Origin of the sequence: Caulobacter sp. BE254, assembly GCF_031457295.1 — a bacterium.
Lineage (GTDB): Bacteria > Pseudomonadota > Alphaproteobacteria > Caulobacterales > Caulobacteraceae > Caulobacter.
Genome location: NZ_JAVDWJ010000006.1, coordinates 277,218 through 301,075, shown reverse-complemented (window position 1 = coordinate 301,075; position 23,858 = coordinate 277,218). Strand labels below are relative to the sequence as shown.

Below are 23,858 nucleotides of genomic sequence, written 5' to 3'. Positions count from 1 at the left end.
GCGCCGCTCGCCGCACGAAAGAGCCCGGTGGCCACCGGGCTCTTTCACCGCACCAAGCCATCACAGCTCAGCGCTTCAATCCAGATACAAGGGGGCGTTCCTTGATGCGTTCGGTTTCGGCGGCCCTGGCCGCCCTCGCCCTCACCGCCGCCGCTCCGGCCCGCGCCCAGACCGCGCCGCCGGCGCTGGACGATCCCGAGGCCAATGTCGTCGAAGCCCTGGTCGTGGCGGCCAGGCTGCCGGGCCCCGCCTGGTGGAAGATCACCGACGGCGACACCACGCTCTACGTGCTGGGCGTGATGCAGGCCCTGCCGCGCGGCCAGGGCTGGGACACCGGCGTGCTGGACCGGCGGCTGGACGGGGCCTTCGCGGTGATCCTGCCGCCCGAGGGCAAGGCCGGGCTGCGCGACGTTCCGGCCGCCCTGGCGCTGCGCAAGCGGCTCAGGTCCGACGTGCCGCTCGACGCAGCCGTCGGCGACCTGGCGCCCAAGCTGGCGCGGGCCCGGGCGACCCTGCGCAAGCCCGCCGACGCCTATGACGGCTGGAACCCGCTGGGGGCGGGGATCTCGATGGCCGGCGACTATCGCAAGACGGTCCGGCTGGAGCCGGACGAGCCCGAGCGGACGATCCAGCGCCTGGCCCGCAGGCATCGGGTCAAGGTCCGGCCGGCCGCCACCTACAAAGTCATGCCGCTGATCAAGACGGCGGTGCGCGGCCATTCGCGCGAGGCCGGGCTGCTGTGCCTGGAGGGCGTGCTCGACGAGGTCAACGCCGGACCCGAGGCCGCGCGGGAGGCCGCCCGGGCCTGGGCGCGGGGCGACGTGCGCGGCGCGATCGCCGGCCCGCGCAACTTCCAGCGCTGCCTGCTGGCTCTGCCCGGCATGGCCGACCTGGAGCGCCAGGGGACGAGCGACGAGGTCGAGGCCCTGAGCGCGGCGATGCGCACGCCGGGCCACGCGGTGGCGGTCTACGGGGTCCGCAGCCTGGTGGCCCGCGGCGGCGTGCTGGACCAGATGCGGGCGCGGGGGTTCGTGGTGACGGCGCCGGAGTAGGGGGGGACGCGCGCCACTTGCCCCCACCTGGCGGCTTCGCCGCCTGTCCGCCCCCATAGGGGGCGGAGCCGCACGGCGTCGACCTCAAGGCTCTTCCCCCTCTGGGGGAAGACGATCGCGAAGCGATCCGTAGGGGGCAAGTGCGGAAACAGAAGAGGCCCGGAAGTTTCCTTCCGGGCCTCTTTCCTAACTTCAGCTCCCCAAGCCCTACAGGCCCGGCAGCTTGATCTTGCCCTGCTTCTCGCGGGTGATGATGATCGTGCCGTTGCCGGTCAGGGCCTTCAGGCGGGCCTCTTCGGCGGCCGCGTCGACGGTGACGGATTCGGTGGCGCCGGTCTCGGCGGCGGTCGGGGCGGCGGTCTTGTCGCCCTTCTTCCAGAACATCACCTTGCTGGCGAAGCTCTCGTCCTTGTGGGCCAGGTCGCCGTTCTCGTCGTCGACGACGAAGCGGATCAGCGGGTCGGCCTTGTCGACGCCGGCCTTGGAGACCAGCAGCTTCTCGCCGTCCGAGCGGCCGGCGGCGTTGCTCTGGCCGATCAGGGCCTGGCGCGCGGCGCTTTCAGGCTGCAGTTCCTGCGGGCGCGGCTCGCCGGGGGCCGGCGGGCGCAGGCTGTAGTCGGGCGGCACCACCAGCGGGGCCTTGGTGACGACGCGGAACTCGTCCGGAACGACCTTGCTCATGCCCAGCGCCTTCGACGCGGACTGGCAGCCGGCCAGGCCCGTGGCGGCCACGACGGCCAAAGCGCCCAGGGTCGCGACCCGATAGAAACTCATGAACCTGCTCCAGCGGCCCCCCGGGCCGTAAATTCGGACGCTCTCGATACGACATCCGAGGCCGGGCGCCAATCTTCCTTGAGATCGTGGCCACGTTAGGGCCGTTGTGTCGCTTCAGAGCCCGTGGCCGTCGGGATTGGCCAGCTTTTTCTCTTCCGACAGGAAGCTGTCCAGCAGCAGCAGGCAGACCCCGACGGTGATGCCCGAGTCGGCGACGTTGAACACCCAGGGGAAGTGGATCCGCGACACGTCGATGAAGTCGACGACATAGCCGTAGCGGATGCGGTCGATCAGGTTGTTGCCGAACGCCCCGCCGATGATCAGGCCGATGCCGGCCGCCATCAGCGGCTTGGTCGCCTTGCGCGCCCAGATCGCCAGGCCGACCACCACCACGGCCGAGAAGATGGTCAGCAGCCAGCGGCTGAGCTCGGAGCCGCGGAACAGGCCAAAGCTCATGCCGAAATTATGCACCAGGGTCAGGTAGAACGGCCCGGCCACCTGTTGGCTGGCGCCGGGCGCGGTTCCCAGAGTCGACAGGATCCAGGCCTTGCTGATCTGGTCCAGCACGACGGTGATGATCGCGATGGCGTAGGCGGTCCAGCCGAGGCGGGTGATCTTGAGCATTCTTCGCTTTTCCTTGGATCCTCTCCCAGAGGGAGAGGAAGGGGCCCGCCGCGCAGCGGTGGGAAGGTGAGGGGTTACACCGTTGGCCGGCGTGCCGGCGCGCCGTCTGGCGCCTTAACCCCTCACCCTCCCACGCCTGGCGGCGCGGGTCCCTCCCTCTCCCTCTGGGAGAGGGTGATCTTAAACCGCGTGCACGCTATCCCACCACGCCACCGCTTCGGCGTCGCGCAGGGACAGTTCCGGATAGCGCGGGTCGGTTCCGACCTCCGGCAGGATGCGCCACGAGCGGGCGCACTTCCTGCCTTCGGCCAGCGGGACCTCGACGGCCACGTTCATGGCATCCGGCGACCTGAATGCGTCTGCTGGACCTTCACCTTGAATCAATTTGGCGTCGCTAGTCCGGAAGACTTCAGCGGCGTCCAGGCCTTCAAAGGCGTGGAAGAGACCGTCAAGCGAGATGTGGACGCGCGGAGCGGCCTCCAAGGCTGAGCCGATCCGCTTTTCACGTCGCTCAACTTCCAGAGCACCGGTGACGACGCTTGTGACAGATTGGACCAGGGTCCAGCGGTGAGCCTCTTCCGGGTTCTCCCACTCGGCCGGGGTCTCCGGCATCACCCGCAGCACGTTGCTGCCGGCTTCGGGGAAGCGCGTGGTCCAGGCCTCTTCCATCGTGAAGCTGGTCAGCGGCGACAGCCACACCGTCAGGCGCTCGAACACATGGTCCAGCACCGTGCGATAGGCCCGGCGGCGCAGGGCCGTGGGCGCGTCGCAATAGAGGCTGTCCTTGCGGATGTCGAAGAACAGGGCCGACAGGTCGCCCTGGCAGAAGTCGATCAGCGGGCGGATCACGTCGCTGAAGCGATAGGCCTCGTAGGCGGCCTTCACCTGGGCGTCGAGCTCCCAGAGCCGGTGCAGGATGTATTTTTCCAGCGGCGGGAAGTCGGCGTAGTCGGTGACCCGCTCGGCCTCGTCGAAGCCGGCCAGGGCGCCCAGCAGGTAGCGGGTGGTGTTGCGCAGCTTGCGATAGGCGTCGGTGGTGGTGGCCAGGATGGTCTTGCCGATCCGTTGGTCCTCGGAATAGTCGACCATCGCCGCCCACAGCCGCAGGATCTCGGCGCCGCTCTCCTTGGTGATGGTCTGGGGCTCGACGGTGTTGCCCTTGGACTTGGACATCTTCTCGCCGTTCTCGTCCTGGGTGAACCCGTGGGTCAGGACGCCCTTGTACGGCGCGCGGCCGCGCGTGCCGCAGCTCTCCAGAAGCGACGACTGGAACCAGCCGCGGTGCTGGTCGGAGCCTTCAAGGTAGAGGTCGGCCGGCGAGCGGCTGTCGTTGCGGCCTTCCAGCGTGAAGGCGTGGGTGCTGCCGCTGTCGAACCAGACGTCGAGGATGTCGACGACCTTCTCGTACTGGGCCGGGTCGCGGTCACCCAGGAAATGCTCGTCCGGCAGCTCGAACCAGGCGTCGCTGCCGCCGTCCTGGATGGCGTCGAGGATGCGGCGGTTGACCGCCTCGTCCATCAGCGGGACGCCGGTCTCCTTGTCGACGAACATGGCCAGGGGCGTGCCCCAGGCGCGCTGGCGGCTGATCAGCCAGTCGGGCCGCGTCTCGACCATCGAGCCGATGCGGTTGCGGCCGGCGTCGGGGTGGAAGGCGGTGTCGGCGATGGCCTGGACGGCCGTCTCGCGCAGGGTCTTGCCGCCCAGGGTCGGCACGGCCTGGTCCATGCGGATGAACCATTGCGGGGTGTTGCGGAAGATCACCGGGGCCTTGGAGCGCCAGCTGTGCGGGTAAGAGTGCTCGACGCGGCCGCGGGCCAGCAGGTTGCCGGCCTCGATCAGCTTGTCCATCACCGCGCCGTTGGCCGGCCCGAACTTGCCCGCCTTCTTGCCCTCGGTCTCGATGACCTTCAGGCCGCCGAACAGCGGCACGTGCGGGAAATAGGCGCCGTCGGGGTCGACGGTGTCGGGGATGGCGTCCAGGGCGTAGCCGCTCTTCAGCCAGACCAGGTAGTCGTCGGCGCCGTGGCCGGGGGCGGTGTGGACAAAGCCGGTGCCGGCGTCGTCGGTCACGTGCTCGCCGGCGAGCAGAGGGACGTCGAAGCCGTAGCCTTCGTCGAAGGCGGCCAGCGGGTGGGCGCAGATCAGGCCGGTGGGATCGACCGGCTCGGCGCGGCGCCAGTGGGCGATCTTGGCGGCCTTGCGCACGTCCTCGGCCAGCTTGTCGGCGACGATCAGGCGGTCGCCGACCTTGGACCACGGGGCGAACTCAAGATTCTCCTCCAGGGCCTCGACCTCGTAGAGGCCGTATTCGACCTTGGGCCCGAACGAGATCGCCCGGTTGGCCGGGATGGTCCAGGGCGTGGTGGTCCAGATCACCACGCTGGCGTCGTTGGGCGGCAGGCGGAAGACGTTGTCGCCGGCCTCATTGCCCGAGACGGCGTAGCGGTCCTCGTCATAGGCCTTGACCGGAAACTTCACCCACACCGTCGGCGAGACGTGGTCGTGGTACTCGATCTCGGCGTCGGCCAGGGCCGTGCGCTCGACCGGGCTCCACATCACGGGCTTGGAGCCGCGATAGAGCTGGCCCGAGGTCGCGAACTTGTGGAACTCGGCAACGATCGTGGCCTCGGACGCGTAGTCCATGGTGGCGTAGCGGTTCCACCAGTCGCCCAGCACGCCCAGGCGCTGGAACTCGACCTTCTGGGCCTCGATCCAGCCGGCGGCGTATTGCCGGCAGCGCTTGCGGAACTCGGCGGCGGGCACCTCGTCCTTGCGGCGGCCCTTGGCGCGGAATTCCTCCTCGATCTTCCACTCGATCGGCAGGCCGTGGCAGTCCCAGCCGGGCACGTAGTCGACGTCGTAGCCCAGGGCGAAGCGGCTGCGGACCACGAAGTCCTTCAGCGTCTTGTTCAGGGCATGGCCGATGTGGATGGCGCCATTGGCGTAGGGCGGGCCGTCGTGCAGCACGAACAGCGGGGCGTTCGCGGCCTGGCGGGCGGCGCGCACGGCGCCGTACAGGCCCTTGTCCGACAGGGCCGCCCAGCCCTCCAGGATCTCCGGCTCCTTCTTGGGCAGGCCGCCGCGCATCGGGAACGGGGTATCGGGAAGGAAGACGGTTTCGCGGTAGTCGCGGGCGGTCGTCGTGGCGTCGTCGGCCATGGGAGAGCTATCCAGCTTGGAATGTTCGGGAAAATCGCGGGGAAACCCGGCGCGCGCTGGATCGGTCGTCCGGCGGCGTCACGCCGGGCGGTTAATTCGCGGAGCTTTCCGAACGAAAGTCATCGGCGGGGGATAGCAGAGGTGACGGGGAGGGGCAAACGGGGATGCTTCTCTCCTCACCCGTGCAACGGGGGAGGTGGCTCGGCGCGCAGCGACGAGACGGAGGGGGCGTCGTGCGGCGGCTGGACGCCCCCTCCGTCACGATGCGTATCCGCATCGCGCCACCTCCCCCGTTGCACGGGTGAGGAGGAGCCTTCCCCTACCGCCGCGCCAGGCCGTCCAGCATCCACAGCGCCGCCAGGGTGCCGAACAGCACCGCCAGGGCCGAGAGCAGGAACATGCGCAGGCCCTGGGCCAGGGCGCCGCTGAGGGTGGCCAGGGCGGCCAGGGTCCAGGCCGAGGCCAGGATCTTGCCCTCCAGCGAGGACAGGACGGGCCGGGGCGGCAGAAGCAGCCGGCTCGCGCGCCAGGCTGATCGCCACAGACGTCTTGCTCGAACCTCGGCCCGCACCAGAATCCCCCCCAACACTGACGCTAAAAGTGTAGGCGCGCTCGCTGGTTGCGTCCATGGGGAAAACCAGTGTTATCCGTATTTTCTCGCATTTGCGGACACGAGCGTGCGCCGTACCGTCGGGAAGGCGACAATCTTAACCGTGAATTGCCGCGCTTCGAGGCAAGCGTCACCGTTTCCGGAGGTGTCTAGGGGCCTGCTAGAACCCCGGCGCCACGATCGCCCGGGCCGCGACCTCGTCGCGCAGCACCTGCTGGACCAGCAGATCGATGCTGTCGAACTTCAGCTCGGGGCGCAGAAAGGCGATCAGGTCGGTTTCGATGACCTGGCCGTAGAGATCCTCGTCGAAATCGAACAGCCAGGTCTCCAGCCGGGTCTCGACCTCGCCGGTGGTGGGGTTGTTGCCGAGGTTGGCGACGCCCGGCACCTCGCGACCGTCGGGCAGGCGGGTGCGGGTGGCGTAGACGCCCAGCTTGGGCACCACATAGTCCTCGACCTCGACATTGGCCGTCGGGAAGCCCAGCTGGCGGCCCAGCTGCTGGCCGCGGCGGACCACGCCCTCGATCGCGAACGGCCGGCCCAGGATCCGCGCCGCGCCCTCGGGATGGCCGTCGCGCAGGGCGTCGCGTACGCCGGTCGACGAGAACTTCTCGCCCTCGCGGTTGGCGACCGGCTCGGCCACCGAGACCGAGAAGCCGTACTCTTCGCCATAGGCCTTCATCAGGTCGGCGCTGCCGGTGCGGCCCCGGCCGAACGAGATGTCGAAGCCGACGGCGACGTGCTTCACGGAGAGGCCGCCGACCAGCACCTTCTCGACGAACTCGCGGTCGCCGAAGCTGGCCATCTCGAAGTCGAACGGCAGCAGGTACAGCCGGTCCACGCCCAGGGCCTCCAGCGCGCGGGCCTGCTGGTTGTGGGTCATCAGCTTGAAGGCCGGCTCGGTGGGGCGGAACAGCCGGCGCGGGTGCGGGTCGAAGGTGACCACGCCCAGCGAGGTCTTGCCGGCCAGCGCCGCTTTCGCCGCCTGGGCGATCACCTGCTGGTGGCCGCGGTGCACGCCGTCGAAATTGCCCAGGGCCACGGCCGCGCCGCGATCCTCTTGCGGCAGGTCCTTCCAGCCGTGGATGGTCTTCAGGCGCATCGCATACCTCTTACGCGCTTCTACGCGGAACCAGGACCACGGCCTCGCCGTCGACCACGGCCTTGCCGCGCACCAGGCAGGTGGTGGCCAGCGTCACCCGGGCCTTGGCCGCGTCGATGGCCGTGATCGTGGCGCGGGCCGTGACCGCGTCGCCGATCCGCACCGGCCGCTTGAAGGCCAGGGACTGCGACAGGTAGACCGCGCCCGGCCCGGGCAGGGCCGTGCCCAGCACCGCCGAGATATAGCCGGCCGACAGCATGCCGTGGGCGATGCGCTCGCCGAAAGCGGTGGTCGCGGCGTAGTCGGCGTCCAGGTGCACGGGATTGGTGTCGCCGGTCACCTGGGCGAAGGCGACGAGGTCGGCCTCGGCCACGGCGCGGACCAGCTCGGCCGACTGGCCGACGCTGAGATCCTCGAGAAACAGTCCCGGCATGACGGCCCTTTCCTTCTGCCCGACAATCGGCCTTACCAGACCAGGTCGGTCATGGCGTGGGTCGCGCCCACCCGCTCAGCGGCCAGCAGGCCCTCGACCTTGGTCGGGTCCAGGCGGCCGTCGGGGCCGACGGCGTGCTCGCCATGGATGCCCTTGGCGATGAACAGGCAGGCCAGACCCTGGTCGTGGGCGCCCTTGACGTCGGTGATCACCCCGTCGCCGATGCACAGCACCCGCGCGCGGTCGACCGGTCCGCCCTTCAGGGCCTGCGCCTCGGCCAGGGCCAGGTCGTAGATCGCCTGGTAGGGCTTGCCGGCCATCAGCACCTCGCCGCCCAGGACCTCGTAGAGGTCGGCCAGCGAGCCGCCGCAATAGATCAGCCGCGAACCGCGCTGCACCACCCGGTCGGGATTGGCGCAGATCAGGGTCAGGCCGCGCTCGGCGGCGATCGCCAGGCGGTCGCGATAGTCGTCGGGGGCCTCGGTCTCGTCGTCGACCATGCCGGTTACGGCGACGAAGGCCGCGTCCTCGGGACCGGCGGTCTCCAGGCCCAGGCCGTCGTAGAGCGGCAGGTCCCGATCGGGGCCGATGATCCAGGCCGGACCAGGCGCGCGGGCGGCCAGCAGGGTGCGGGTGGCGTCGCCCGAGGTGACGAAGGCGCTCCACGCCTCGCGCGGCACGCCCAGGCGGTCCAGCTGCTCGACCACGTGCTCGGACGGGCGCGGGGAGTTGGAGATCAGGATCACCGGCCCGTGGCGGGTCCGCCACTCGACCAGGGCCTGGCAGGCCTCCGGGAAGCTCTCGACCCCGTTGTGGATGACCCCCCAGACGTCGCACAGCAGCACGTCGTAGCGGTCGGCGAGGGCGGAAAGGCCGGGAGGCAGGTCGGTCATGGACAGGGGCGGTACCGGGCGGAGACGGGCGCGTCAACGGTAGCGCATGTAGGGACGCGCGGGCGCGAGGGCCAGCGGAAGGAGCCCGCCGCCGCCAGCGTTCTCCAAGGGTTGCCATCCCGGAAGCCCCGCAGGGGCTGTCCGGGACCCAGGTGAACCGCACCGCATCAGCCCAGTCCCCTGGGTCCCGGACAAGCGCTGCGCGCTTTCCGGGATGACAACGATAGGGCAGCGATGGAGTCGCCCCCGCCGCCTTTGCCAGGATCGTGCATCAAGTCTGCAGGATCGGCATACCGGTCCGCGCGCGCCCCGTGGCATGTCACGCCCCGTTCATCTCCCCCTGAACCTTCGAGGACTATCCGATGGCCATCGCAAAAGGCTACGCGGCCGCGACCGCGTCCGCCCCGCTGACCCCCTTCACCTTCGACCGCCGCGAACCCAATGACGACGACGTCGTCATCGCCATCAAGCACTGCGGCGTCTGCCACTCCGACATCCACATGGTCGACAACGGCTGGGGCCAGAGCGTCTATCCGATCGTGCCCGGCCACGAGATCACCGGCGTGGTCACCGCCGTCGGCGCCAAGGTCAGCCGCTTCAAGGAAGGCGACCGGGTCGGGGTCGGCTGCTTCGTCGACAGCTGCACCACCTGCGCGGCCCGCGACCTGGACCGCGAGCAGTACATGCCCGGCCTGGTCCTGACCTACAGCGGCTTCGCGCCCGGCGACGACCTGCCGACCTATGGCGGCTATTCCGACCACATGGTGGTCAAGGAAGGCTATGTGCTGTCGATCCCGGACAACCTGCCGCTGGACGCCGCCGCGCCGCTGCTGTGCGCCGGCATCACCCTCTATTCGCCGCTGCGCCACTGGAACGCCGGCCCCGGCAAGTCGGTGGCCATCGTCGGCCTGGGCGGCCTGGGCCACATGGGCGTCAAGCTGGCCCACGCCCTGGGCGCGGAGGTGACGGTGCTGAGCCAGACCCTGTCCAAGCAGGAAGACGGCCTGAAGATGGGCGCCGACCACTACCACGCCACCAGCGACCCCAAGACCTTCGAGACCCTGGCCGCGACCTTCGACCTGATCATCTGCACGGTGTCGGCCGGGATCGACTGGGGCGCCTATCTGAGCCTGCTGAAGGTGGACGGGACCATGGTGCTGGTCGGCGCGCCCGAAGAGCCCGTGCCGCTGAACGCCTTCGCCCTGATCCCCGGCCGCCGCACCCTGGCCGGCTCGATGATCGGCTCGATCAAGGAGACCCAGGAAATGCTCGACTTCTGCGGCGAGCACGGCATCGTCGCCGACATCGAGACCATCGCCATCGACCAGATCAACGACGCCTACAAGCGCATGCAGAAGAGCGACGTGCGCTACCGGTTCGTGATCGACATGGCGACGCTGTAGGGCGCTCGGGGGCGCCCCCTCAGTCGCCCCGCGACAGCTCCCCCAGAGGGGGAGCGTCTAATGCGGTGCGGATCCTTCCCCTCTTGGGAGTATACATGACAAAGCACCCCGAAGCGGCGCATGATTTTGGGCGTTCTAGTGTGCGGTGAAATCGACGTGACCCCCGCGATGATCGAGGCGGGGGTCACGGAATTTCGCAAGCATTGCTATGGTGACGACACGTCGTACAGGCTGGAGCGCGTGTACAGGGTGATGGCCTATGTGAGTGCGTCGGCCCTTCCGATTAAGGCTCCGAGATAGGCTATAGTAGCCTCCGCAACGCCCAAAGGAGACGCGTTCTGCAGGGGCCTGCCAAGATGGCTCGCTGGCGGCGCAAGAACACGGTTTCCACGCGCCTTGACGTTGCGGAGGCGGATGTGCGGCGATGTTACCTTTGACAGGATAGGGAGCCCGTCCAGGGGTGTGATGGTGAGTGCTGTGCCGGGAGGTCCGCCAAGGGTGCCGTCAAGGCGGATGCGGTTACTGAAGCCTGGTTTGGTTACACCGACAGACAAGCTACCCGGCACGGCCTCCGACATTTCTTCCAGGCCATGCTCATCATCATTTCTAGCCTCGTAGATGTATTGCAGCAGATCATCGCCACGGCGCTCGGCAGCTACGCCGCCGTACCATTGCCTGGAGCGAGGATCCGTTTTCGCGCCTTGCTCTAGAATGGTGTAAACATTCTTCGAGGCCGTGAGAAATGTGTACCAAGTGTCTGTGAAGGCTTCGTGCGTCTTACATTCGGCAAGTTCCGCTGCGGCTTTTTCCGCCACGCGGAGCCGGCTGGCCGCTTTGACTATGGCTCGTTTGTCCATGGTAAACCTGATGCCCTATACGGAGATGAAGTGGCTGAAAAGCGAGACGAGGAGGCGTTCAAGACGCTCCTCGGTAAGCTAGTGAACATGCCACACAAGCGTATGAGCTGCTGACGAAAGGTCGCGAGCCGAAGCCCGCGCCCGAAAAGGCAAAATCTTAGCGGTTGATGTTTCCAGGCTTCGACCAATGCCTGCTTGTCCACCAGGAGATTGCGGAAAGTCGTATCTACGGCTTGTGCCACGATCAGCTGATGGTTCGCATTCAGAAGAGAATTCACCGCTTCAAACAGGCCCGAATGAGACCCGGCCCATACAAAACCGTCTCAAGGATGCGGGCGCGTGTTGCCCCAAGCTGCTCTAGGCGCTCATCAACCTGTTGGTGAGACGCTCTCACGTCGCGTCGTGGAAGATCACCCCCAGCACCCGGCGCCGCCCGGCGCGCACGGTGCTGACGCCGTGGCGCAGCATCCGCCGATGGACGCCGCGGGCGCCCGAGGCCGGCCGGTCGCGGACCGCGAAGATCACCCCCTCGCCCTGCTTCAGCGGCACGACCTGGGGCCGCGACTGCTGGCGGGGGCGCTGCTCGACCAGCACGAACTCGCCGCCCTCGAAGTCGCGGCCGGGCTCGTCCAGCAGGAAGGCGGCCTGCAGCGGAAAGACGTGCTCGCCGTAGAGGTCCTGGTGCAGGCAGTTGTAGTCGCCCGGGCCGTAGGTCAGCAGCAGCGGCGTCGGCCGCGCCTGGCCCGCCGCGTGGCAGCGGGCCAGCATGTCGTCCAGGTTCTCCGGAAACCGCCGCTCCTCGCCCAGCGCCTGCGCCCAGCGATTGGCGACGGCGGCCAGCGGCGCATACAGCCCCTGGCGCAGTCGCTGCACCGGGTCGGGCAGGGGATAGCTGAAATATTTGTACTCGCCCTGGCCGAAGCCGTGGCGGGCCATCACCACCCGGCTGCGAAAGCCGGCCTCCTGGTCGTAGAGGCCGGCGATCCGCTGGCAGGTGTCGGGCTTCAGCAGAGGCCCGGTCAGGGCCCAGCCCTGGACGTCGAGCTCGGCGGCGATGCGGGTCCAGTCGAGACTCATGCGGCCTGGCTCAGGCGCGCTTCCCGGGCCAGCAGCGCCGCCTTGCGCGCGACGCCCCAGCGATAGCCGGACAGGCCGCCGTCGGCTCGCACCACCCGGTGGCAGGGGGTGATCACCGCCAGCGGATTGGCCCCGCAGGCCTGGGCCACGGCCCGGGCGGCGGTCGGCCGGCCGATGGCCCGGGCCACCTCGGCATAGGAGGCGGTGGTTCCGGCCGGGATGGTCCGCAGCGCCGCCCAGACCTTGCGCTGCAAGGGCGTGCCCTGGTCGTCCAGCGGCAGGTCCAGGGCCGCGCCGCGACCGTCGACCTCGGTCGCCACCGCCTTCAGGTCGGCGGCCAGGCCCTGCGGGTCGGGCGTCAGCCGGGCCGAGCGGAAGCGGCGTTCCAGGTCGCGGACCAGGGCGTCGCGGTCGTCGCCCAGGGTCACCAGCCGCAGGCCGGCGTCGGAGCGGGCGACCAGGGCCAAGCCAAGCGAGGTCGGCGTCGTGGCCCAGCGCAGGGTCTCGCGCGGCTGGTCGGGCTTGCAGCGCAGGCAGGCCCGGAAGCCGGCGGCGCGGGCGCTTTCCCGGGTGTCGTGGAACTCGACGTTCTTGCGCAGCGGCCGCCCGGCGCAGCTGGCCAGGCAATAGACGCCGGTGGTGCGCACGGCGATGAAGAAGGCGCCGTCGAGGTCGCGGTCGCGGCGGCGCATGGCCTCCCAGCGCGCGTCGTCGGTGGAGGGGGCGGAAGCGGTCATGGCGTGGTCTCCTTTCGTGGGAAGGAGCATGCGCGCCATGACCCCTCAGGTCATTCCGATGCTTGCGGTGTCGGATTTGGCTGCCCGCAGATCAGCTCGACCATGACCGGGATCGTCGTCTCCAGCTGCTCGCGCGTCTCGCCGGCCCGGGCGCGGACCGACAGGGCGTTCATCAGCATGCTGGCCACGCGGCCGAGCGCCACCGGATCGGCCGTGGGCGGAAGCTCGCCCCTGGCCTGGCGGCGCGTCATCAGGCCTTCGACGGCCCGGTCCAGCTCGTGCATGCCGTCGGCGACGATCTGGCGCACCTCGTCGTCGACCAGCGCCTGGCCCAGGCCCGCGCTGGCCAGGAAACAGCCTCGCCCGCCCACGTCGTCGGGCAGGTAGAAGCCCAGGGCCGTGTGATAGATCCGCGTCAGGACCTCGCGCAGCGAGCCGCCGCCGCGGAACGCCTCGGTCATCGCCGCCCGCGAGCTGTCCATGTAGCGATCCAGCGCGGACTTGAAGAGCGCCTGCTTGTCGCCGAACGCCCCGTACAGGCTGGGCCGGTTCATGCCTGTCGCCGCGCTCAGGTCGTCCAGCGAGGCGCCCGCGAAGCCTTGGGCCCAGAAGATGTCCGTGGCCTTGGCCAGGGCGACTTCCGGATCGTAGGCGCGGGGGCGGCCGCGACGTTTGGCGGGCGCTTCGGACATCGGGCTCTCCTGGTCGGATCCTATTTTTGTACCGTATCGCATTTTATTCCTTGACCATCGTTATTTTTATGCGAAACAGTACGGAAATGCAATGGAGGGTTCGATGGATCTCTACTTCTCGCCGATGGCCTGCTCGATGGCGACGCGGATCGCCGCCTACGAGGCCGGCGCCGACATCCGCTTCCTGAAGGTCGACACCAAGGCCCGGCCCAAGCGGGTCGAGGACGGAACCGAATTCCTGACCGTCAACGCCCTGGGCCAGGTGCCCGTGCTGCGCGCCGACGACGGCGAGCTGATCGTCGAGAACGCGGTGATCCTGCAATATGTCGCCGACCGCTACCCGGCCGCCGGCCTGATCCCCGCCGAAGGGGCCGAGCGCCGCAAGGTGCAGAGCTGGCTCAGCTTCATCGGCTCGGAGCTGCACGTCGGGGCGTTCACCGTCCTGCTGCGGCCGACGTCGCCGGACGGCGCCAAGGCCTTCGCTCGCGAGCGGCTGGTCGAGCGCCTGGCCCATCTCGACGCCCACCTGAAGGGGCGCGAGTTCCTGCAGGGCCGGTTCAGCGTCGCCGACGCCTACCTGTTCGTGATGCTGACCTGGGCTCGCTACCTGGCGATCGACTTCACGCCGTATCCCGCCCTGGCCGCCTATCGCGACCGCCTGCAGACCCGGCCCTCGGTGGCCCGGGCCTTCGACGAGGAATTCACCCTGTTCAAGGCCGCGGCCTAGCCGCGACCTGAACGGGGACAGGCCCACGAGCCTGTCCCCAGCCGCCGCCCGCTTCTTCCTCCCCAGGAGATAGACCCATGCGTAGTTTCATCATCGCCGTCGCGGCCCTCGCCGCGACGGGCGGCCCCGCCATGGCCGAGACCAAGGCCCAGAACGGCTGGCTGACGCTCAGCGCCCCCACCACCCAGAACCATGTCGTGTTCGACGGCGCGGTCTGGCGCTGCGAGGGCGATGTCTGCCGCTCGACCCAGGTCAAGTCGCTGCCGCCGCTGCGCAGCTGCAAGCGCCTGGCCCGCGAGCTGGGGCCGATCACCAGCTTCAGCTATCGCGGCGTGACCCTGTCCGAGGCGCAACTGGCGGACTGCAACCCGGTGCAGATCGCCAAGACCCCGGCGGCGTCCGAAGTCGCCGCCGCCCACTGAGCTCCGACCTCGGAGGAGGACCTTGGGGACGGGCGCCCGCGCCTGTCCCCAGCTTTTTCGGGTGACCAGGCCTAAACCGCCACCGACCAGCAGAACAGTTCGCCGTCCTCCTCGTCCGTCCGCTCGCCGGTGCGTTCGAAGCCGTTGGCTTCCAGCACCCGCTGCGAGGGGCCGTTGTGGATCGAGGTCTCGGCGGTGACGGTGGTGATGCGGTGGTCGCCCCGCGCCCAGGCCAGCAGGTCGGCCACGGCCCGCCGGGCGACGCCGCGCTGGCGACGCGAGGCGGCGACGCCGTAGCCGATCATCACCGTGTCGCCGACATAGGGCGTGCGGACCAGCGAGGTCAGGCCCACCACCTCGCCGTCCTCGACGATCATCCAGGCGTTGGGGTGGAAGCTTTCGCCGACCTGCGCCGACAGGCCGCGCAGCATGGCCAGCACCTCCGGCGCCTCGACCCCGCCCTCGGCGACGGCCAGGCCGTCGGGGGACTCTCCGGCGATCAGGGCGGCGAAATGGGCGTCGGTGGCTTCGATCAGCATGGGCGGGTTCTAGAGGCGCCCGCGCCAGGCCGCAACGCCGGGTTGCTCACGGCAAGGCTTCGGTCCAGGCTGGCCTGCCGCAACGCGAGGTTCACATGGCCAGGTTCGATATCAAGCGCACGTCCCGTTCCGGCCTCGCCGTTCTGGCGATCGCCGCCGCCGGCCTCCTCGCCGCGTGCGGGCAGGGCTCCAGCTCGACCAGCGTCGTCCTGACCGGTCCGCCCGACAAGGTCGAGGCCCTGATCGCCCAGTACAAGCTGTATGACTCGCCGGTCCAGGCGCACCTCGAGAAGCTGGCCGACGGCCGGGAGCGGGCCGCCTTCACAAAGCCGGGAGGCCTGCCCGCGGGCGCGCTGGTCGACCTGGGCAAGGCCGCCGCCAAGGCCGGGGTGGCTTTCGAGTTCTCCAGCGGCGCGAAATGGGGCTCCGGCGCATCGGCCGACGCCTCAGTGAAGACCACGCCGGCGCCCGGCCCTGCGCCTAAACCCGCGTCGAGCGGGGTCTAGGACTTCGGCTTGGTGATCTTCACCCCCGAGGCCAGCAGCTGCGGCTTGACGTTCAGGGCGTAGTCCTCGTCGAACCGGGCCTGGGCGTCGGCCTTGACGGCGGCGATCACCCGGTCGCGGGCTTCGCGGGCGGGGGCGAAGGCGAGGTCGCACGGGTTGGCGGCGGGGTCCGGCCCCTGGTCGGCCGCGCCGGTCTCGCCCGTGGGCAGTTCCTCCGAAATCGGGTCGGTGCAGCCGAGCAGGCCGGTCATCGACGAAAAGCAGATCGACCGCTGCAGATAGGCCCGCAGCCGCCAGCCGCACTGCGCCGCCCGCTGGTCGGCGTCGTCGGGAACCTTGCGGTCGACGTCGTAGCGCAGGAACACCTGGTGGCGGACCATGGCGCTTTCCGCGCGCCGGGCCTTGGTCAAGACCAGCCGCAGGTCGCTGGCGACGACCGTCATCGTGGCGCTGGCCCCCTTGACGGTGCTGGGGACGGGCGCCGCATGGGGCGAAGAAATAGGCGGCGTCGAGGCGGGCGGCGGTCCGGCTTGCATGACGAGTCCCCCTTGGTTGGGAACAACCTTAAGGCGGCGCGGCGGCGCTGGTCAAATGGCGCCGCTAGTCGGGTTTGCGAGCGGCGTGTCGGATCCGCAGGATGAAGACGCTCTCGTCATCGGCGCGGTAGCGGATCAGATAAGGGCGAATGAGCACAAGTTCTCTGCATCCATTTCCGACGCTGCGACCCCTATCCGGATTTTCGGCCAGGTCTTCGGCAGCGGCCACGAGTCTCAGGGAAAATCGCTGGGCGGCCAACGGGCTGAACTGGGCGATATAACTTCGGATCGCCAAGAGATTGGCGCGCGCCTCGTCCGTCCAGATTACTCGCCGCACTTCGGGGCGGGGCCTTCGTCGGGTGTACCCCAGGAGAGCAGCCAGCGCTTCATGGCTTCGTGGCTGATCACGCGCCCCGCCGCGATGTCGGCCTCGGCGCGGGCGTCAGCCGCCGCTTCGGCCTCGTCGTCGGTCTCGTCGAAAAGGGAAGGCTCGAGCTTCGACATGGGTCGAGCCTACCACAGTCTGCGCTGACGCGGGAGGAGCCCTACCGCCCCATCCCGCGTCGCAGGGCGCCGCGCATGAAGTCCTGGGGAGGATCGGCCTCGGCGATGATCGAGTCGCGGATGGCGCGGGGCTCGCCGAACAGGTGGCCCTGGGCGTAGCCGATGTCGAGCTCCAGCACGTCGACCACCTGGCGCTCGTGCTCGACCTTCTCGGCGATCACCTCGATGCCGTAGCGGCGGGTCAGGCCGGCGAAGTCCTCGGCGTTCAGGTCGGGCAGCGAGGCGATGACCAGCTTGCCGTCCTGCTCTTCCAGCTGGTCCAGCATCATCTGGGCGCCAACCTTCAGGAACTTGACGTCGGCCCGGGCCAGGTCCTGGAAGTCCAGGTCCAGGTCGGTGACCTTGTCCAGGCTGAAGCGGAAGCCCAGGCTGGCCAGCCGCGCCATGTGGCGGGCCTCGACCGGGCCGCGGTCGTTGAAGGCGGCCTGGCCCAGTTCGAAGATCAGGGCGCCGTGCAGGTCCTTGTTGACCTGCAGGAATTCCAGGAACTGGGCGAAGAACGCCTCGTCGGCCAGGCTGGCCAGCGAGATGTTGCAGAAGATCCCGACCTTGCGGTCCTGCTTGGCCAGGCGGCGGACGATCTGCACGCAGCGGAACAGCAGCAGGTTGTCGATCGCGGCGGTCAGGCCCTCGGGCTCGGCCACGGCCAGGTATTCGGCCGGCATCATGACGCGGCCGGTGTCGTCGCGCAGGCGCGAGAAGCTCTCGTAGAACACGGTGCGGCGCTGGGGCAGGCTGACCACCGGCTGCAGGTAGAGGTCGACCCGGTTCTGCGCCAAGGCGTCCTGCACCACCCCGATCAGGGCGTTGGACTGGGGCGAGCGGCCGCGCGGCTCGGCGCGGGCCACCTCGACCTCGTAGCTCAGCTGGTGCTCCAGCCGCTCGCTCATGCGCACGACCAGGTCTTCCAGCTGGTGGACCTCGCTGCTCAGTTCGGCCGAGCGGCGCTGGGCGTCGTCGGCGACGGTTTCCAGCAGGCCGGAGATCCGGGCGTCGACCTTCTCGACCTGCTCCAGCAGGATGCCGTGGGCCTCGCGGATGGTCTCGATGTCGACGCGCAGGGCCGCGCCCTGCAGGACGCCGGCGACCACGCCGTGCACGGCGAAGCACAGGCCCATGGCGCCGATGAAGGCGGCCAGGCCGACGGCCGGCGCGGCTCCCATCCGCCAGAGGGCGAGGGAGACGACCAAGGCCAGACAGAGATAGGCGCCGGTCAGCAGCGCCAGCATCAGCCTTCGCATTCGAGGGTCCCTACGAATCGTCAAGCTCAGTATGCGAGTCGCGCGTGCCGTGAGTCGAACGGATTAACGACTCTGAGCCATTACGCCGCGCCTTAACCACAAATCAGCTCTTCGTGAACGCGCGGAAGAGGCTATCGGGCAGGAACGCCCTCACGCGCCGCCTTCTCGCGGCAGGCGAAGCTGTAGGCCTCGGCATAGGGCTGGTCGAAGCAGGCGATCAGGCCATCGACCACGTCCAGGTTCGGCGGCCAGGTCGGGCCGGGCTTGCCGAATTTCTTTTCGAAGGCGGCGACCCCCTCGTCATGACCGTCGGGCTTCGGCAAGGCCGCCAGCTTGGCGCGGTTCTCCAGCAACTGCGCCTTGTTGCGCTTGAGGAAGGCGATCATGGCGTTGTCGTAGTAATAGTTCTCCCACATCGGGCTGCCGCGCGCAGCGCGGCGAAGGGCGATTGCCCTGTCGGTCTGGCCGGCCGCCGCCGCCAGCTGCGACTCGTGCCGCAGCAGGCTGTAGACATATTCGATCCGCTGGCCGGCGACGGCGCCGCCGTTGCGCAGGCGGTAGTCGCGCAAGAGGTCGGCGGTGGCGGCCTCGCAGCCCTTGACCGCGCCCAGCGGCCGCCAGCCGCCGTCGATGTCGTGCTCGAAGGCTTCATAATCCAGTTTCAGCAGCGCTTCGCGATCGACGCGGCACTCGGGCGCCGTGATCCCGGCTGGGGCGGCCGTCAAGGCCGGTCGGCCGGTCGCGGGCGAGGCGGCGAGCGGCGTGGATTCCTGTGCTGACACGGAGGATGTCGCGATCATCGCCGCCAGCAGCGATCCGGCAATCCACTTCATGCGCGCCTTCCTGAATGCTGAAGTTTGGCAGCCGAAGGTTGAGGGAGAATGCGGCTCAACGATGTCCGCGAAGGCGCGAGGCGCGGCCGCCCCATTCGTGACATGACAGCATGGCCTTAGACTGATAATCGTTCGCAAGTTTTTCCGGTGCGACCATGTCCGACGCTCTCAGCCTAGCCCCAGACTTCACCGCCATCCCCGCCTCGCGCGGGGCCGAGAGTCCGCTCAGCAAGGCCCGCAAGGGCCAGCGCGGGCTGATCGTGCGGGTCGGTGGCGAGACCGGGCGGTCGGAGTCGATCGATCCGGAGGAACTGGAGCGCCGCCTGCTGGAGATGGGCTTCGTCGAGGGCGCGGCCTTCGAGGTGCTGCACGAGGGGCTGTTCGGCCGCGACCCGATCGCCGTGCGCATCGACGACATGCGCGTGGCCCTGCGCCGCCGCGAGGCCGCCGCCGTCACCGTCCAGTTCGAAGAGGCCTGACGTCTTGACCGACACCGCCGTCTCGCGGCCCGCGCGCCTGGCGCTGGTCGGCAATCCCAATTCCGGCAAGACCGCCCTGTTCAACGCCCTGACCGGCAGCCGCCAGAAGGTCGCCAACTACGCCGGCGTCACCGTCGAGCGCAAGGAGGGCGTGCTGACCATGGCCAGCGGCCGCGGGGCCCATGTGCTGGACCTGCCCGGCACCTATTCCCTGCGGGCCCGCAGCCCCGACGAGGTGGTCACCCGCGACGCGGTGCTGGGCCGCTTGTCGGGCGAACAGGCGCCCGACGTGCTGATCTGCGTGGCCGACGCCACCAACCTGCGGCTGGTGCTGCGGCTGGTGCTGGAGCTCAAGCAGGTGGGCCGGCCGTTCGTGCTGGCGCTCAACATGTTCGACATCGCCCAGCGCCAGGGCCTGCGGATCGACCTGGAGCGGCTGTCGGCCGAGATCGGCGCGCCGATCGTCACCACCGTGGCGACCCGCAAGCGCGGCCTGGAGGAGCTGGTCGCCAAGGCCGACGCCCTGTCGATCAGCCATGCGGGCGAGCACGAGAACGTCTGGCGCGAGCCGACCGCCGCCGAGATCCGCGCCGCCCACCGCGAGGCCCAGCGCATCGTCAAGGCCTGCGTCCGCCCGCCCGAGCGTCCCGACACCGTCACCGGCAAGGTCGACGCGGTGCTGCTGCACCCGGCCGCCGGCCTGCTGATCCTGGGCCTGCTGCTGTTCGTGATGTTCCAGGCGGTGTTCACCTGGGCCGAGCCGCTGATGGGCCTGATCGAGGCGGGCTTCGCGGCCCTCAGCGCCGGCGTCGCCGCCGTCCTGCCGCACGGCCTGTTCCAGAGCCTGATCACCGACGGCCTGATCGCCGGGGTGGGCAGCGTGCTGGTCTTCCTGCCGCAGATCGTGATCCTGTTCTTCTTCATCCTGGTGCTGGAAGACAGCGGCTACATGACCCGCGCGGCCTTCCTGATGGACAAGATCATGGGCGGGGCGGGCCTGCACGGCCGGGCGTTCATTCCCCTGCTCAGCAGCTTCGCCTGCGCCATCCCCGGAATCATGTCGACGCGGGTGATCGACAACAAGCACGACCGCCTGACCACCATCCTGGTCGCCCCGCTGATGACCTGCTCGGCGCGGATCCCGGTCTACACCCTGATCATCGCCGCCTTCATCCCCCACACCAAGGTCTGGGGCGTGCTCAGCCTGCCGGGCCTGGTGATGTTCGGCCTCTACGCCAGCGGCATCGTCAGCGCCCTGGTGGTATCGTTCGTGATCCGCAAGATCTTTTGGCGCGGCACGGTCGAGCCGTTCATGATGGAGCTGCCGACCTACCGCTGGCCCGAGCCGCGCAACGTGCTGCTGAACCTGTGGACGCGGGCGCGAATCTTCATCGAGCGGGCCGGGCGCATCATCCTGCCGCTGATGGTGCTGGTCTGGGTGCTGTCGACCTTCCCCTATCCGCCGACGGGCGCGACGGGGCCGGCCATCGACTACAGCTTCGCCGGGCGGATCGGCCACTTCATCGCGCCGGTCATGCAACCCATCGGCTTCAACTGGCAAATGACCGTGGCCCTGATCCCCGGCTTCGCCGCTCGCGAAGTCGCCGTGGCCGCCCTGGGCACAGTCTATGCGGTGGGCGGCGACGACGAGGCCGGCACCAACCTGGGCCAACTGCTGTCGCACCAGTGGTCGCTGGCCACGGCCCTGTCGTTCCTGGCCTGGTACGTGTTCGCCCCGCAGTGCGCGGCGACCCTGGGCGTGGTCAAGCGCGAGACCAACGGCTGGCTGTGGCCGACCGTGATGTTCCTCTACATGACCGGCCTGGCCTATCTGGCGTCTTTCACGGTCTATCACGTGGCCGTGGCGATGGGGGCGGGGTAGGGGCGCCGCCCCTCCCGTCGCCCCTCCCGTTGTCCTCCCGGAAAGCGCGCAGCGCTTGTCCGGGACCCAGGACAGCCGCACCGCATCAGCCCAGTCCCCTGGGTCCCGGACAGCCTCTGCGAGGCTTCCAGGAGGACAACCGTTGAGGGACGCGGCGGCGCTCGAACCGCCCATGCCCTGGGCTCGATCAGTTCCCCGCCTGGGCCAGCTGCAGCGCCGCGCGGTATTCGGCGGCGGTGATCGGCTCGGTCTTCAGGGTGAAGCGGTTGTCGGTCGTCCCCAGCAGGGCGCGGGTGGGGATCACGTGGCGGTCGATGCCGCCCTCCAGGGTCAGCACCGCGTCGCGCCAGAAGGCGTCCTGGTCGAAATAGAAGCAGTGGGCCGTGGCCGGGTTGAGTCGTTGGGCGAGGCTGAGGTCCAGGCTGTTGAACAGGGCGCTGCAGTCGACGTCGCAGAACGAGGCCGGGGCGTCGACCGGCAGGCCCACCCGGCCGGCCCGCGGCGTCGGCTCGCCGTTCTTGAGGTCCGAGATCTTCAGCACGCTGTCGAAGCGGTTCGAATAGGTGGTCGTGCGGCCGGCGTACTTGTTGAACCAGCGGCCGCCGTCCTGGTCGGCCGACAGGCTGCCCTGCGAGACGTCGCCGGCCACCAGCACCAGCTGCGAGATCGACCAGGCCTTGGCGTTGGTCTTGACGTCCTGGTAGGCCCAACTGAACGCCTGGCGCACCACGAAGGCCCCCATCGAATGGGCCATGAGGCTGACCCGCACCTGGCAGTCGGGCACGATGGCGCCGACGAACATCGTCAGCGCCGAGTCGATCAGGGCGTTGGCGCTGGCCCGGGCGTTGCTGCGGTCGGCGTAGTAGCCCAGGGTCTCGCCCAGGGACGGCCAGTCGTAGCTGACATAGACCCCGGTCCAGCCGTGCGCGGCCAGCTTGGCGCGGTTGTCGGCGTCGCCCTTCAGGGCGTCCTTGAAGCTGGTGTTGAAGCCGTGAACGAAGAACAGCAGGTCGCCCCGGGGCAGGCCCTGCGGGGTCTTGTCGCCGAAGCTGTCCAGCACCGCCTTGCGCCAGGCGGTGGGGCTGAGCGTGGTCTGGGCGCCGTCGTCCTCGATCCGCAGGTAGCGGGCGGGGCCCATCTTGCCCTCGTTGGTCTTGGCGCGAAGCGAAATCATGAACGCGGCCATGTCGCCGTCTCCCGGTCTGCCTCTCGACTCGACCGTAGCGCGAAGGGGGCGGGGAGTCTCGACGGCTGTCCGGGCGATTCTAGGGAAGGCCCGCCAGGCGCGCCGCCGCCACCACGCCCGGCCAGGTCGGGGCCTGGAACATGGTCAGGTGGATGGCCGCCATCACGCCCAGGGGCAGCCACCAGGGCGTCAGCCAGCGGCCCTTGAAGCCGTCCCAGAGGATCAGCCCGACCAGCACCGCCTCGACGGTCCAGAAGCTGGGCGGCAGGGCGCCGGCCAGGCCGTGCAGCGACGGGATGTTCATGCCATAGGCTCGCCCCAGGGCCGGCGGCAGGGCGACGAACACGGTCGAGGCCATGAACCGCGCGTGCAGGAACAGGGTCCGCCGATGGGCGATGGCCAGGCCGTAGAGCAGGCTGAACAGCGCCAGCGACCAGACGTCGATCCAGGCCAGGGTCAGGCGCAGCGGCACGCCGAAGTGGGACTGGGGGCCCAGCATGTCGTGGACGACGATGGCGGCGCTGACCACCAGGGCCGGGGCGATGACCAGCGACGCGCGGCCGATCCAGCGGTGGAAGCGGTTATGGCCGTGACCGATCAGCCAGCTCTGGACCACCAGCAGCACCATCCAGCCGGCGGCCAGGGCGCCGTGGGCGAGCCGGATCGGGTCCAGTGGTCCCATCCCGCCGATGAAGCTGGGCCAGAAGCCGAACATCGTGACGGCGAACGCCAGCAGGAAGGCGAGATACAGATTGCGCAAGACCAGCTCCCCCGAGGCGGAGCCTTGCGTAACACGGGTTTTCTGGTTGAGCGACACGAGACGGCGAACCCAGGCTCAACAGCTTGCGCACGGGTCTTGGTTCTTGATATGTTCCATGTTAAATTGTGCGTATGACGATCCAGGTCGACATCGATGCGTCGGGCGCGCGCGATCAACTGCTCGCCCATATCGACGCGGGCGAGGAGGTCGCGTTGGTCCGCGACGGCAAAGTGCTGGCGGTCGCGACGCCGACCAAGACACCGGCGAAACGCCGGCGCCAACTCGGCGTCTGGGATCATCTGAATCTCGACCTGCCTGAAGGTCTTTTCATCGGATCCGATCCCGAAACCCTGGCGGCGGTCGACGGGCCGATCTTCCCGTCCGACGATGAAGCTGCTGCTTGATACGCATGCCCTGATCTGGGCCTTGGCTCAGTCGCGCCGTTTGCCGCCGAGACTCGCCGCATTGCTGATGGACACCGATAACGACGTGCTGGTCAGCGTCGCGTGCGCCTATGAGATCGAGTTCAAGCGATCGCGCAGCGCCGAACTCGGACTCCTGCCGGCCGATATCGAGGATGCGGTGCGCCGGCTCGATTTCGCCTGGTTGCCCGTCGACGCGCGCCACGCGGTGGTCGCGGGGCGGTTGCCGCGCCAGCACGGCGACCCCTTCGATCGCCTGATCGCCGCCCAGGGCCTCGTCGAGAACGCGACGGTGATCACCCGCGACCCGCAGCTTGTCGTCTATGGCGTCCCGACCCTCTGGTAGCC

28 protein-coding genes are annotated in these 23,858 nt (G+C 69.1%); 9 read left to right on the top strand and 19 right to left on the bottom strand.

The annotated features are described in order from the left end of the window. Positions 1 to 104 precede the first annotated feature (104 nt). The gene (locus J2X41_RS13765; RefSeq protein ID WP_310082519.1) at positions 105 to 1,052 is read left to right on the top strand and encodes a TraB/GumN family protein; all 948 of its coding nucleotides are present in this window, start codon (positions 105 to 107) and stop codon (positions 1,050 to 1,052) included. A 207-nt stretch (positions 1,053 to 1,259) separates the two neighbouring features. Here the strand turns inward: J2X41_RS13765 and J2X41_RS13760 are convergent, their stop codons facing one another. The 7 genes from J2X41_RS13760 to J2X41_RS13725 form a co-directional block, all read right to left on the bottom strand. Then, entirely contained in the window at positions 1,260 to 1,826 is a 567-nt protein-coding gene (locus tag J2X41_RS13760) for a DUF3035 domain-containing protein (RefSeq protein WP_056751618.1), read from the bottom strand. A 114-nt stretch (positions 1,827 to 1,940) separates the two neighbouring features. Beyond that, complete coding sequence (lspA, locus tag J2X41_RS13755) at positions 1,941 to 2,450, bottom strand: signal peptidase II (protein WP_310082518.1); 510 nt, start codon at positions 2,448 to 2,450, stop codon at positions 1,941 to 1,943. Between the two features lie 180 nt (positions 2,451 to 2,630). Further along, the gene (gene ileS, locus J2X41_RS13750; RefSeq protein ID WP_310082517.1) at positions 2,631 to 5,609 is read right to left on the bottom strand and encodes an isoleucine--tRNA ligase; all 2,979 of its coding nucleotides are present in this window, start codon (positions 5,607 to 5,609) and stop codon (positions 2,631 to 2,633) included. A 319-nt stretch (positions 5,610 to 5,928) separates the two neighbouring features. Further along, positions 5,929 to 6,180: a hypothetical protein gene (locus J2X41_RS13740; protein WP_310082516.1), complete on the bottom strand. Its 252-nt coding sequence runs from the start codon at positions 6,178 to 6,180 to the stop codon at positions 5,929 to 5,931. 199 nt (positions 6,181 to 6,379) lie between these two features. Continuing rightward, positions 6,380 to 7,321, bottom strand: coding sequence for a bifunctional riboflavin kinase/FAD synthetase (locus J2X41_RS13735; RefSeq protein WP_310082515.1), 942 nt, complete (start codon positions 7,319 to 7,321; stop codon positions 6,380 to 6,382). A gap of 10 nt (positions 7,322 to 7,331) precedes the next feature. Beyond that, positions 7,332 to 7,754 carry a MaoC family dehydratase gene (locus tag J2X41_RS13730; RefSeq protein WP_310082514.1) on the bottom strand — a complete coding sequence of 141 codons (423 nt, stop codon included), beginning with the start codon at positions 7,752 to 7,754 and terminating at the stop codon, positions 7,332 to 7,334. A gap of 32 nt (positions 7,755 to 7,786) precedes the next feature. Continuing rightward, positions 7,787 to 8,647, bottom strand: coding sequence for a TIGR01459 family HAD-type hydrolase (locus J2X41_RS13725; protein ID WP_310082512.1), 861 nt, complete (start codon positions 8,645 to 8,647; stop codon positions 7,787 to 7,789). 362 nt (positions 8,648 to 9,009) lie between these two features. Between J2X41_RS13725 and J2X41_RS13720 the strand changes: the two genes are divergently transcribed. After that, the gene (locus tag J2X41_RS13720) at positions 9,010 to 10,050 is read left to right on the top strand and encodes an NAD(P)-dependent alcohol dehydrogenase (protein ID WP_310082510.1); all 1,041 of its coding nucleotides are present in this window, start codon (positions 9,010 to 9,012) and stop codon (positions 10,048 to 10,050) included. 257 nt (positions 10,051 to 10,307) lie between these two features. On the opposite strand, the gene J2X41_RS13715 is transcribed toward J2X41_RS13720, so the two are convergent. From J2X41_RS13715 to J2X41_RS13700, 4 genes are all read right to left on the bottom strand, one after another. Further along, the gene (locus J2X41_RS13715) at positions 10,308 to 10,907 is read right to left on the bottom strand and encodes a hypothetical protein (RefSeq protein WP_310082508.1); all 600 of its coding nucleotides are present in this window, start codon (positions 10,905 to 10,907) and stop codon (positions 10,308 to 10,310) included. A 390-nt stretch (positions 10,908 to 11,297) separates the two neighbouring features. Further along, the gene (locus tag J2X41_RS13710) at positions 11,298 to 11,984 is read right to left on the bottom strand and encodes a 2OG-Fe(II) oxygenase (RefSeq protein WP_310082507.1); all 687 of its coding nucleotides are present in this window, start codon (positions 11,982 to 11,984) and stop codon (positions 11,298 to 11,300) included. Continuing rightward, positions 11,981 to 12,721: a methylated-DNA--[protein]-cysteine S-methyltransferase gene (locus tag J2X41_RS13705; RefSeq protein WP_310082505.1), complete on the bottom strand. Its 741-nt coding sequence runs from the start codon at positions 12,719 to 12,721 to the stop codon at positions 11,981 to 11,983. The genes J2X41_RS13710 and J2X41_RS13705 overlap by 4 nt, the downstream gene beginning before the upstream one ends. 50 nt (positions 12,722 to 12,771) lie before the next feature. Next, complete coding sequence (locus J2X41_RS13700; protein WP_310082504.1) at positions 12,772 to 13,413, bottom strand: TetR/AcrR family transcriptional regulator; 642 nt, start codon at positions 13,411 to 13,413, stop codon at positions 12,772 to 12,774. A gap of 103 nt (positions 13,414 to 13,516) precedes the next feature. On the opposite strand from J2X41_RS13700, the gene J2X41_RS13695 reads away from it, so the two are divergent. Together J2X41_RS13695 and J2X41_RS13690 are read left to right on the top strand one after the other, a co-directional pair. Then, a complete protein-coding gene (locus J2X41_RS13695; protein WP_310082502.1) occupies positions 13,517 to 14,140 on the top strand; it encodes a glutathione S-transferase C-terminal domain-containing protein in 624 nt (207 codons plus the stop codon). Positions 14,141 to 14,217: 77 nt separating this feature from the next. Next, complete coding sequence (locus J2X41_RS13690) at positions 14,218 to 14,562, top strand: CC_3452 family protein (protein WP_310082501.1); 345 nt, start codon at positions 14,218 to 14,220, stop codon at positions 14,560 to 14,562. A 71-nt stretch (positions 14,563 to 14,633) separates the two neighbouring features. Here J2X41_RS13690 and J2X41_RS13685 read toward each other — a convergent pair whose 3' ends face one another. Then, positions 14,634 to 15,101: a GNAT family protein gene (locus tag J2X41_RS13685; RefSeq protein WP_310082500.1), complete on the bottom strand. Its 468-nt coding sequence runs from the start codon at positions 15,099 to 15,101 to the stop codon at positions 14,634 to 14,636. A gap of 95 nt (positions 15,102 to 15,196) precedes the next feature. Between J2X41_RS13685 and J2X41_RS13680 the strand changes: the two genes are divergently transcribed. Beyond that, entirely contained in the window at positions 15,197 to 15,607 is a 411-nt protein-coding gene (locus J2X41_RS13680; protein WP_310082499.1) for a hypothetical protein, read from the top strand. On the opposite strand, the gene J2X41_RS13675 is transcribed toward J2X41_RS13680, so the two are convergent. The 5 genes from J2X41_RS13675 to J2X41_RS13655 form a co-directional block, all read right to left on the bottom strand. Beyond that, positions 15,604 to 16,143, bottom strand: a complete 540-nt coding sequence (locus J2X41_RS13675) for a hypothetical protein (RefSeq protein WP_310082498.1) — start codon at positions 16,141 to 16,143, stop codon at positions 15,604 to 15,606. The two genes, J2X41_RS13680 and J2X41_RS13675, sit on opposite strands and share 4 nt — an antisense overlap. Before the next feature lie 64 nt (positions 16,144 to 16,207). Continuing rightward, the gene (locus J2X41_RS13670) at positions 16,208 to 16,480 is read right to left on the bottom strand and encodes a type II toxin-antitoxin system RelE/ParE family toxin (protein ID WP_310082497.1); all 273 of its coding nucleotides are present in this window, start codon (positions 16,478 to 16,480) and stop codon (positions 16,208 to 16,210) included. Next, positions 16,468 to 16,647, bottom strand: a complete 180-nt coding sequence (locus J2X41_RS13665; RefSeq protein WP_310082496.1) for a CopG family transcriptional regulator — start codon at positions 16,645 to 16,647, stop codon at positions 16,468 to 16,470. The genes J2X41_RS13670 and J2X41_RS13665 overlap by 13 nt, the downstream gene beginning before the upstream one ends. Before the next feature lie 41 nt (positions 16,648 to 16,688). Next, the gene (locus tag J2X41_RS13660) at positions 16,689 to 17,948 is read right to left on the bottom strand and encodes an EAL domain-containing protein (RefSeq protein WP_310082495.1); all 1,260 of its coding nucleotides are present in this window, start codon (positions 17,946 to 17,948) and stop codon (positions 16,689 to 16,691) included. A 131-nt stretch (positions 17,949 to 18,079) separates the two neighbouring features. Further along, a complete protein-coding gene (locus J2X41_RS13655) occupies positions 18,080 to 18,781 on the bottom strand; it encodes a hypothetical protein (protein WP_310082494.1) in 702 nt (233 codons plus the stop codon). Between the two features lie 155 nt (positions 18,782 to 18,936). Here J2X41_RS13655 and J2X41_RS13650 point away from each other — a divergent pair, with 155 nt between their 5' ends. Beyond that, entirely contained in the window at positions 18,937 to 19,260 is a 324-nt protein-coding gene (locus J2X41_RS13650; RefSeq protein ID WP_028038447.1) for a FeoA family protein, read from the top strand. Positions 19,261 to 19,264: 4 nt separating this feature from the next. After that, positions 19,265 to 21,142: a ferrous iron transport protein B gene (gene feoB / locus J2X41_RS13645; protein WP_310082493.1), complete on the top strand. Its 1,878-nt coding sequence runs from the start codon at positions 19,265 to 19,267 to the stop codon at positions 21,140 to 21,142. Positions 21,143 to 21,329: 187 nt separating this feature from the next. Here the strand turns inward: feoB and J2X41_RS13640 are convergent, their stop codons facing one another. Both J2X41_RS13640 and J2X41_RS13635 read right to left on the bottom strand, forming a co-directional pair. Further along, positions 21,330 to 22,328 (bottom strand): alpha/beta fold hydrolase, encoded by a 999-nt coding sequence (locus J2X41_RS13640; RefSeq protein WP_310082492.1) that lies wholly within the window; start codon positions 22,326 to 22,328, stop codon positions 21,330 to 21,332. A 79-nt stretch (positions 22,329 to 22,407) separates the two neighbouring features. Beyond that, on the bottom strand, positions 22,408 to 23,088 hold the full coding sequence (locus J2X41_RS13635; RefSeq protein WP_310082491.1) for a hypothetical protein: 681 nt from the start codon (positions 23,086 to 23,088) through the stop codon (positions 22,408 to 22,410). Between the two features lie 131 nt (positions 23,089 to 23,219). Here J2X41_RS13635 and J2X41_RS13630 point away from each other — a divergent pair, with 131 nt between their 5' ends. Then, positions 23,220 to 23,492, top strand: coding sequence for a hypothetical protein (locus J2X41_RS13630; RefSeq protein ID WP_310082490.1), 273 nt, complete (start codon positions 23,220 to 23,222; stop codon positions 23,490 to 23,492). After that, positions 23,476 to 23,856, top strand: a complete 381-nt coding sequence (locus tag J2X41_RS13625) for a type II toxin-antitoxin system VapC family toxin (protein WP_310082489.1) — start codon at positions 23,476 to 23,478, stop codon at positions 23,854 to 23,856. The genes J2X41_RS13630 and J2X41_RS13625 overlap by 17 nt, the downstream gene beginning before the upstream one ends. Positions 23,857 to 23,858: the final 2 nt, after the last annotated feature.